The sequence below is a fragment of the Pseudoalteromonas denitrificans DSM 6059 genome, assembly GCF_900112265.1.
Classification (GTDB): domain Bacteria; phylum Pseudomonadota; class Gammaproteobacteria; order Enterobacterales; family Alteromonadaceae; genus Pseudoalteromonas; species Pseudoalteromonas denitrificans.
Map to the genome: position 1 here is coordinate 46,797 of NZ_FOLO01000002.1, position 9,058 is coordinate 55,854.

14 protein-coding genes are annotated in these 9,058 nt (G+C 33.2%); 6 read left to right on the plus strand and 8 right to left on the minus strand.

All coding sequences use genetic code 11. The features are described from left to right. Positions 1–16: 16 nt before the first annotated feature. Entirely contained in the window at positions 17–559 is a 543-nt protein-coding gene (locus BM088_RS01670) for an NUDIX hydrolase (protein WP_091979240.1), read from the plus strand. 217 nt (positions 560–776) lie between these two features. Next, positions 777–1,559, plus strand: a complete 783-nt coding sequence (locus BM088_RS01675) for a substrate-binding periplasmic protein (protein WP_091979242.1) — start codon at positions 777–779, stop codon at positions 1,557–1,559. A 257-nt stretch (positions 1,560–1,816) separates the two neighbouring features. Here the strand turns inward: BM088_RS01675 and hpf are convergent, their stop codons facing one another. Next, complete coding sequence (hpf, locus tag BM088_RS01680) at positions 1,817–2,149, minus strand: ribosome hibernation-promoting factor, HPF/YfiA family (RefSeq protein ID WP_091979244.1); 333 nt, start codon at positions 2,147–2,149, stop codon at positions 1,817–1,819. A gap of 321 nt (positions 2,150–2,470) precedes the next feature. Between hpf and pip the strand changes: the two genes are divergently transcribed. Beyond that, complete coding sequence (gene pip, locus BM088_RS01685; RefSeq protein ID WP_091979246.1) at positions 2,471–3,418, plus strand: prolyl aminopeptidase; 948 nt, start codon at positions 2,471–2,473, stop codon at positions 3,416–3,418. An 11-nt stretch (positions 3,419–3,429) separates the two neighbouring features. Next, on the plus strand, positions 3,430–3,840 hold the full coding sequence (locus BM088_RS01690) for a GFA family protein (RefSeq protein ID WP_091979249.1): 411 nt from the start codon (positions 3,430–3,432) through the stop codon (positions 3,838–3,840). A gap of 66 nt (positions 3,841–3,906) precedes the next feature. Here the strand turns inward: BM088_RS01690 and bfr (BM088_RS01695) are convergent, their stop codons facing one another. The 5 genes from bfr (BM088_RS01695) to BM088_RS01715 form a co-directional block, all read right to left on the minus strand. After that, positions 3,907–4,377, minus strand: coding sequence for a bacterioferritin (gene bfr / locus BM088_RS01695; RefSeq protein WP_091979251.1), 471 nt, complete (start codon positions 4,375–4,377; stop codon positions 3,907–3,909). Between the two features lies 1 nt (position 4,378). Further along, the gene (gene bfr / locus BM088_RS01700) at positions 4,379–4,849 is read right to left on the minus strand and encodes a bacterioferritin (protein WP_091979253.1); all 471 of its coding nucleotides are present in this window, start codon (positions 4,847–4,849) and stop codon (positions 4,379–4,381) included. Between the two features lie 245 nt (positions 4,850–5,094). Then, positions 5,095–5,511 carry a VOC family protein gene (locus BM088_RS01705; RefSeq protein ID WP_091979254.1) on the minus strand — a complete coding sequence of 139 codons (417 nt, stop codon included), beginning with the start codon at positions 5,509–5,511 and terminating at the stop codon, positions 5,095–5,097. 10 nt (positions 5,512–5,521) lie between these two features. Further along, positions 5,522–5,890, minus strand: a complete 369-nt coding sequence (locus tag BM088_RS01710; protein ID WP_091979256.1) for a VOC family protein — start codon at positions 5,888–5,890, stop codon at positions 5,522–5,524. Between the two features lie 12 nt (positions 5,891–5,902). Beyond that, positions 5,903–6,517: an NAD(P)H-dependent oxidoreductase gene (locus BM088_RS01715; protein WP_091979258.1), complete on the minus strand. Its 615-nt coding sequence runs from the start codon at positions 6,515–6,517 to the stop codon at positions 5,903–5,905. Between the two features lie 162 nt (positions 6,518–6,679). On the opposite strand from BM088_RS01715, the gene BM088_RS01720 reads away from it, so the two are divergent. Beyond that, positions 6,680–7,324: a helix-turn-helix transcriptional regulator gene (locus BM088_RS01720; protein ID WP_091979260.1), complete on the plus strand. Its 645-nt coding sequence runs from the start codon at positions 6,680–6,682 to the stop codon at positions 7,322–7,324. Between the two features lie 63 nt (positions 7,325–7,387). After that, positions 7,388–7,963, plus strand: a complete 576-nt coding sequence (locus BM088_RS01725; RefSeq protein WP_091979262.1) for a PDC sensor domain-containing protein — start codon at positions 7,388–7,390, stop codon at positions 7,961–7,963. A 73-nt stretch (positions 7,964–8,036) separates the two neighbouring features. Here BM088_RS01725 and BM088_RS01730 read toward each other — a convergent pair whose 3' ends face one another. After that, on the minus strand, positions 8,037–8,579 hold the full coding sequence (locus BM088_RS01730) for a TFIIB-type zinc ribbon-containing protein (protein WP_091979264.1): 543 nt from the start codon (positions 8,577–8,579) through the stop codon (positions 8,037–8,039). A 30-nt stretch (positions 8,580–8,609) separates the two neighbouring features. Beyond that, the coding region (locus BM088_RS27085) for a hypothetical protein (protein WP_177207918.1) at positions 8,610–9,058 on the minus strand (449 nt) is incomplete at its 5' end.

Genomic DNA, 9,058 nt, shown 5'->3' on the forward strand with positions numbered 1-9,058 from the left:
CTTGGTAACTTTGAAGATGCATTTACTAAAATCAACCACACATTGCGATATAAAAACTTTATCTGGGAAAATATTTCAACGTAAAGCAGCCAGAGGCATAATATTAAAAGGTGAAAATATACTGATGGTATATACCGCAAGGTACCATGATTATACGTTACCTGGTGGCGGAATAGATGATGGTGAAGATATTAAGATGGGTTTAATTCGCGAACTAAATGAAGAAACGGGTGCGAAAAATATCAAAAAAATTAAAGATTTTGGTTTATATGAAGAGTTTCGACCTTGGTACAAAAGTGATTATGATATCGTTCATATGCTGTCTTATTGTTTTACTTGCACAATTGATGATGAATTGGGAGAAACTCAACTAGAAGATTATGAAATAAAAAATGGTATGAAACCGGTTTGGATCAGCATTTTTGATGCTATTGCTCATAATGAAAATACGATGGCTCATAGTGATAAAAAAGGTATGTCGATTGAGCGGGAAACTTTTTTATTGAAAAAAATAGCAGAGCAAGTTTTAGTGAAAGCAGAGTCAGAGCGGGCATTATAAATATTGATGACTGTTTTATAGAGAGTATTAAGTCATTAGATTTAAATTATGGTTAACGTGTTTGTGTAATAATATAACTTATTAATAAGGATTTATATATCAATCTCTTGCAGTACTCTTTTATTCTTGTGCGGGTTTGAACTACCAATAAGTAGCAAAGGAAAAAATACTATTTAACGCTATACTCATTGAATATTAGCTAACTTTAGAGGCTAGCATGTTTAGCTATTTAGCACGTATCATCTGTATCACACTGGTTTATTTCACTTCAATAACTCAAGCTCAGGCTGCAATAAAAATTGCTGTGACCGATTGGCCTCCATATTATTCTAAAACCGCTGAAAATGGTGGGCAACAACTTGAATTATTAACAAATGTTTTTCAAAAATTGGGTGAAAAAGTTGAACCTGTTTGGTTTAGAACTGGTGCTGGTGCTTTGGTTAAAGTGCGCGCCAATTTATTAGATGGTGCGGCAGGTTGGGAATGTAATGAAGAGCGTGCAAATGATTTTATCTTCAGTGATCCTATCGGTTATGAACAAACTGTTATTTTTTATCACAAAGATTTTAATTTTGACTGGCAAAATATTGAGGATTTGAATAGAGATCTCACTATCGGGATCACTGCGCGTTACGCTTATGGTAAAGGCTTAAAAGCGCTATTTGAAATGGATAAGGCAATTGTTGAAGTTTCGGGCTCAGATCGTAAGAACCTAGATTTATTATTTCATCGGGAAATTGATTTATTTTTGTTAGATAAAGAAGTTGGACTTGGGTTAATCAAACAAGCAAAAGCGTCTTTGTTAGGGAATATAAAAATTCATGATAAAGCATTTCGAAAAAATAGGGTTGCCATACGTTTACTTGTTTCACGTAAACAAAAAAATGCCCAGTCCTTTATTGATAAATTTAATAAGGTACTGGGTGAGATTAGAAAGGAAAAAGGTTTAACCAAAATAGCGCCTGAAAAATATGATGCTTGCCCTAAAATAAACCAGTGATAAATAAAAATCGCTTTATTTTTAAAGCCTGCATTTAAAGTTTAATGCATTTGAATTTTACAGTTTTTAAATGATCTCCATCTTTCAAGGTGAGTACTTATCTTTTTAAACTTTATATTTTTAAATAAATTATGATATTGATTGGAGGGGGGCTTAATGAATAAACATTTGTCGGTGTGGTTAATTATGAGTCAGTAATTTGTACTTTTATATTAATTGGGAGCTTGCTCAAAATATTGAGCAAGCTGACTTTTAAACTAAACTTCGTCTAGCACAAGTTCTGCAGAATGGGGTTTATTATGTAGATTTGCTTTTAATACACCCTTTCGGTGAGATAGTGATGATTCTAACTTTTTAACTGCGCTTGCAATTGCTACGTATAATTCTTTATCCGTTGCATTTACAGAAATACTTACTCCTTCATAAACTGTCGATACTTCAATTTTTTGTGCATTTCGTTCAACTGTAACGATTGCGTGTAGCGACATAATATCTGGATAATGCTGGCCAATTTTAGAGAACTTGTTTTCTACTGATTGTTTAATAGCTTCAGTGATTTCAACGTGATGGCCGGAAATTTCTATCTTCATATTTGTATCCTTTTTCATTGTCTTCAATATTATAATCGGACTTGTTTATCGAAAAAACAAGGGCAAAATGAAAATAAAAAAATATTTTTTTTAATTCATTTTTTATTGATTATTTTACTTGTAAAGAGTGATGAATAGGCGCATTCTGTATGATTGTATGTCTCATTAAATCGAAGTAATCAATTTAATTTTCTTCTTAATTCATATCTATTATATGTACTTTCAAGTAATTATAACGCTTATTCAAAACACATAAATAAAATATTTTATAGACTGCTTTTTTCTGATACTTTTGCTGTAAAGAAAAATAGAGAATATAAAATGAATGATTTCTATCCTGAAATAACCCCGTTTCAAGAGTTTTTATTAGATGTAGGTGATGATCACCAAATATATGTTGAACAATGTGGCAACCCGCAAGGACAAGCTGTGTTATTTATTCACGGCGGACCAGGTGGTGGCTGTTCACAAAACGATAGACGTTTTTTTGATCCTCAAAAGTATCATATTATTTTATTTGATCAAAGAGGATGCGGTCGCTCAAAACCTCACGGTAGTTTAAATAAAAATGAAACTCAATATTTGGTATCCGACATTGAAAAAATAAGAACAAAATTAGAAATAGAAAACTGGCATGTTTTTGGTGGTTCATGGGGCTCTACTTTATCTTTAGTATACGCTCAAACCCATCCAGATAAAGTGAGTAGTTTAGTCTTAAGAGGAATTTATTTAGCGCGCCCTGAAGATACTAACTGGACTTTTTCTGGTGGTGGTGCAACTCGACTGTTCCCTGATTACTGGCAAGCTTATTTAGATGCTTTACCCCAAAGCCAAACAGATCCTTCAATAAAGGCCTCTTATGCTGTGATGATAGGTGAAGATAAAGAGGCTGCAATGAAAGTGGCTAAAGCTTGGGCACAATGGGAAATTCACTGCTGTACTTTAATTCCTGATGAAGCTTTTGTCGCTGATAAAACAGATGATGAATCTTGTTGGAGCTTAGCACGCCATGAAGCGCATTATATGGTGAATGATTGCTTTTTAATTGAGAATCAAATATTAGATAATTGTGACAAAATAGCACATATACCGACAGTTATTGTGCATGGTCGGTATGATGTTGTATGCCCATTTGACAATGCTTGGCAGTTGCACAAAAAATTGCCTTTATCTGAACTCAAAGCGAGTGAAAATGCAGGACACGCATCAGTTGAGCCTGCAACTAAGCATCATTTGATTGCTGCAACACAAAAAATGTTAACACTATAAAGGAATTCATTATGTATACAGGTAAGTGTTTGTGTGGTGAAGTTGAGATCACAATTAAAGGAGCTATTAGCGATATTATTCATTGTCATTGTTCTTTATGCCGTAAATCAAGTGGTACTGCTTTTGCAACGAATGGCTTTGTACAAACAAAAGATCTTGAGGTAACTAAAGGTAAAGAGAATTTAACTTCATTCACTTTTAAGCCTGGAAGAGTAAGGCATTTTTGTTCATCGTGTGGTTCACCTATTTATAGTTTAAATACGGATGACCCAAGTCGAATTCGCTTACGTTTAGGTATTTTAGAGTCAGATATTGTGGAAAGGCCGATTTCACATAATTTTGTTTCTTCAGGAGCTAACTGGGAAGACTTAGATGCAGGGTTACCTAGATATGATGCATTTGAGCCTAGTCGAAATAGATAACTTAATTTAGACATAACAAAGCCGTTTATATCTTAAAATATAAACGGCTTTTAAAATAAAAAAAGATTAACTCATTTGAGATTGAATATAATTTTGGATGCCAACTTTATCTATGAGCCCAAGCTGCTGCTCTAACCAATAAATATGGTCCATCTCAGTATCATTTAATAAATCTTCTAATATCTCACGACTTACGTAATCCTTTTCTTGCTCACATACTCCGATAATCATTCTTAAACTATCTGCGACAATACGCTCAGCTTTTAAGTCATTTTCAAGCATTTCTTTGGTATTTGCGCCTATCAAGAGTGGTTTTCTTGATGCCGTATCGGCTTTACCTTCTAAAAATAAAATCCTTTCTGCTAAGCGTTTTGCATGCCCTAACTCTTCTTCATATTCATGCATTTCATGTTCATGAAGTTTATCAACCCCCCAGTCTTCAAACATTTTTCCATGAGCTAAATATTGATCCATAGAGGTTAATTCTAAAGTTAATTGCTGATTTAGTAGATCTATTACTTTGTTAGAACCTTGCATTTTATGCCTCCATCATGGATTGTTGATAGTTTTCGATGCCTGTATTATCAATTAAGAATTGTTGAGACTCGATCCAATCGACATGTTCTTCTTCGTACTCTAAGATATCTTCAAGTAAATCTCTGCTAACATAATCTTCTTCGGTTTCACATAGTGCAATTGCAATACGAAGCTTATCTATTTGTTCCATTTCAAAATCTAAATCACATTGCAGCATTTCACCTGTATGTTCACCAATGCGAAGTTTTTCAAGGTGTTGTAGGTTAGGCAATCCTTCTAAAAATAAAATGCGTTCGATTAACTCATCGGCTTGCTTCATATCCTTTATTGATTTTTTATAGTCTTTCTCATTTAGTTCTTCTAACCCCCAGTTTTTAAAGATACGTGCATGTAAAAAATATTGATTAATAGAGGTAAGCTCAAAGGTTAAAATTTGATTCAAAGAGCTTATTATGTTCATTTTTCCTTTCATTTTTAGCACCCTGCATAATAAATTCATAAACACTTAGGTAAGCTCAGTATAGGTGAGTTTTCAACTATCATAAGACTATATTTTTATAAGTGGGAAATTAATATATTCTTTTAAAATAAAGTACTTACAATGCAAACTAGAGTGATTTTCATTTCTAGTTTCAATTGTTATTAATTGGCTAATAAAAATGAGGGGTTAAATAAAAAACTTAAAATGTTCACCCCAATTTTATTGGTGAGTAGGGGTTAGTATCTATTTCTTCGGGATGGTATATCGCTATTATATTGTACAAACTCAACTTCATAGCCATCAGGGTCAATATAATAAACATTCTGACGATAATCATCAGGCGCACCTTCTTTATCAGATATAAATCCTGCGTCGGCTAATCGGCTTATCATGCTATCAATATCGTTTGTTACAAAAGCAAAGTGTGCTAAACCAACTTGATGGCCATTAAGGTTTCTATTATTTGACTCACCATTATCATTGAGTGATAGGTATTGATAATCATCACCAAAGTGAATCCAATTGCGGGGTTTGCCAAACCACTCTCCCTTGTCTCCACCTCTTACTGACCAGTGAGGAAATGCCGCTTGATAAAATTCTAATGATTTAGGAATATTTTTTACGACTAAATTTAAATGTTCTAATTGTATCATGTTAGGTTCCTTAATTTATGCGCCATGGTGGGTTGAGTCTGTTGTCGCCAGCACGATAGAGTTTTATTTTATTTCCAGAAGGGTCATAAATAATGGCCTCTCGCCAAAGATAAGATTGCTCTGTAGGAAGTTGCTCGAATTTTAGTCCTTGATCTATTAATTTATGTACCCAAGTATCAAGATCTTCATGTTCAAAATAAATAACAGCGCCATTGTTAAAAGCTTTTTGAGTCAGTGAAAGCGAAAAACTTGCACCATTTTGACATTCGAATCTTGCGTAGTGAGGGGTATCAACAATAATTAAAAAACCTAATTGAATATAAAACTCAGTGGCTTTTCCCATATCATTAACGGGTAGTGTTATTTGATTTAAATTCATTGTGATGTCCTTTTACATGCCATATAAGTATTCTTGCTGTTTAGGAAAAGGGCGTTCTTTATGTTTAATTCTAATTTGCACTAATGCTTGGCTATATTGATGTAACATGTGCATGCTGTAGTTAATTCTGTCTCTTAAATTAGTATCTCTTTGCGTTAAATTTTCAAGCTGCTTATTATTTAATACTTCTTCTACATGTCGAATGATTAAGTGCTCTGGGGTTGCCACAAGCTTGTTGTTTTTTAAGGCGTTCATTTTTAGCTCTGCAATTGGGTAAGCACCACTGATACCGCTAACAACTGATGTTAATAGCACTGGTTTATGTGCTGTATCTTGTGCATCACACATTAATAAAAAGTTTTTTAAAATGGGAGTTGCCATACCACCCCATTCAGGTGTTATAAGGACCATCGCATCAGCTTTTTGTATTTTTTTATTTAGCATAGGCCATTCACTGCCAATTGCAGATTTACTTGCTTGTTCTCCATCCCAAAATGGCAAATTGTATTTACACAGTTCTATATGTGTTACTTCATTAAATAGTGTTGCAGTATTCGTTAAATATTTAGCAACTTTTGCACTTTGAGATTCCTTCCTTTGACTACCACTGACAATAAGTAAATTCATATTTAGTAAACCTTTTTATTTATTTAATATTAAGTAAAGTAAACCCTTTACTTAACTTTGTAAAGCTTGAATAGAAAATAAAGTAAATAAAAAAGTTTACTTAATGTTTTGTTAAGTAATAATAGGCAGGTGAAGAGAAAACGTTTAGATCTTGGAGTAAATGTGAAAACAAGTGATAAAATTATAAGTTTGCTAAAAATACAGGGGCCTTTAACGGCTAAATATTTGGCAAACGAACTAAAATTAACAACTATGGGAGTGCGTCAGCACTTACAAATATTAGAAGATGCCGCTGACATCACTTTTGAAGATAAAAAAGCGCTTAGAGGTCGTCCAACGCGTTATTGGTCATTAACCACTAAGAGTAATAATCGATTTTCAGATAGGCATGAGGAGCTTTCTGTTCAGTTGATTGATTCAGTAAAAAGCGTATTTGGTGACTCGGGTTTAGAACAATTGATTTCTCATAGAGAGGAGTCAACACTCGCTTTATATCAAGCAGCATTAGTAGATAAAAATGGTTTATTAGAAAAACTTGAAGTATTAGCCGAGTTGCGTAGTAAAGAAGGTTATATGGCAAGCATTGTTATTGGCACGCTTGAAGACGACGAATGTGATGAAAATGTATATTGGTTATTAGAGAACCATTGTCCAATCTGTGCAGCAGCAAGTAAATGCCTTAACTTTTGCCGTTCCGAATTAAATTTATTTCAAACTTTATTGAAAGGCTTCGCTATTGTATCAAGGGAAGAGCATATAATTGAAGGTGCTCGTAGATGCGCCTATAAAATTAGTCCGACCCTATAAATAGTTTGATTTTTACACTATTTGTGCAAGGCTTTAGAGATAGCTTGGTAAATAGGCAGCAAAATGAAATTAATTCTTTTCAGTTTGATTTTCACATTATGTAGTTTTTTTGTGGTGTCGGCTGATAAGAAAAAAACTGAAAATGAATATAAACAAATTCTCATTAGTGAACATCGAGCAGTACTTAAGGATTTTTCTGAATTACCAGATATTAAACAAGCAATTATTGATGAAAATAATAAATTTGATGGGTTAGTTAAAGTTATACAATTAGACTCTACATGGCAAATTAACAGAGCGTTACAAAAAACTCTTATTCATAACTCAATAGCTCAAGTATTAATGAAATTAGTTCAGGATCCTAATTATAATTTTACAGAAATAATGTTGTTAAACAATTTAGGGAGTATTGTTGCAGCTTATCCAAGAACTTCTGATTATTGGCAAGGAGATGAAGATAAATTCCAACAGCCAATTATTTTAAATGGGGATTATTCAGGCACAACAAAGTGGGATCAAAGTACAAAAACGTACTCGTTTTTTTATTGTATTTTAATTAAAGACAAAAAAAATAATATTATTGGGGTATTAGTTGCAGGTTTAGATGTTTCGAAAGAATATCTGAAAAATTCACAATAATTTTAATACACTAAGTTAAAAATTAATTTACCTTAGTGTATTAAGCAACAAATATCAGGTTTTTAATAATATGTTAGTTATGGTTTATATAAAATAAAATCTCTTGTCTTTTAGGATGATTTTTTAACCAACTTCTTAAGTCCTCTGATTTTTGTAAATCTTCTTCACCAAGAATGTTAAGATAGCGGAGTTTTCTTTCTTCATCACGTGCTTGTGCCCTTACTTTTGTTTGCCAGGGATCAGTAAATATTTTTGGCATATGATTACTTAACTCTAATGCTTTTAGCATCTCCCATTCCCCCCCATCTAGCCAAACATCATCACAACTGAGGCAAAGATCTAAACGATTATGATGACAACCTGAAATTTGAAACTTTCGCATTAAGCGTGCACATTTAGGGCAAGATAGTGCAACTGAAGTATCGCTTGTCTCAGTAGGCTGAGAAACTGGTTCAGCCTTTAATTTTTCTGTAGGTAAAGTTGCTGTTTGTGCCCAATCACGATAATAAAGTAACGAAATAAGTGCACCTTCACAGCGCTGGCAACCCATAGCAGATAAACCTGATTCTATTTTTGTAGCCATTAAGTATGGTTCTTTACATTTTGGACAGCGCATATTTTTCCTTGTTTATTCGATTTAAGAGCATTAATCATTTGTTTTTATTATTATTTCTTGATCATTGTCTGTTAGTGTTGTCTCTGGTACGTTAAAAGCAGGGTCTAGTTGTCTTAATTTTTTAGAGATTGCATCTACTTTATTCCAAACGTCGTGATCTAAACGAATTTTATGATGCATTATTTTTAAAACGGGCAATAAAGAAACCTCTATGGTTTGTGCTATCGCTTGTACAGCATCTGCAACCTGTGGATCCGTATGATTGTCTATATTGACCTCCGGTGTTTTTTGCTGTGATAAGGTGTTATTTAAATCACTATTAATTTTAATTAATTCTGCAAGTTCGGCTTTTTGGTCTAAATTATTTACTGCATTAATTAACTCAGTTAGCTGAGTTTGGTTATCGGTATTTTCTATATTGTTTGCTATGTTAGTAAGTTGCTCTTGTGTATTTGTATTTTTGATTGAGTCGGCTAAAG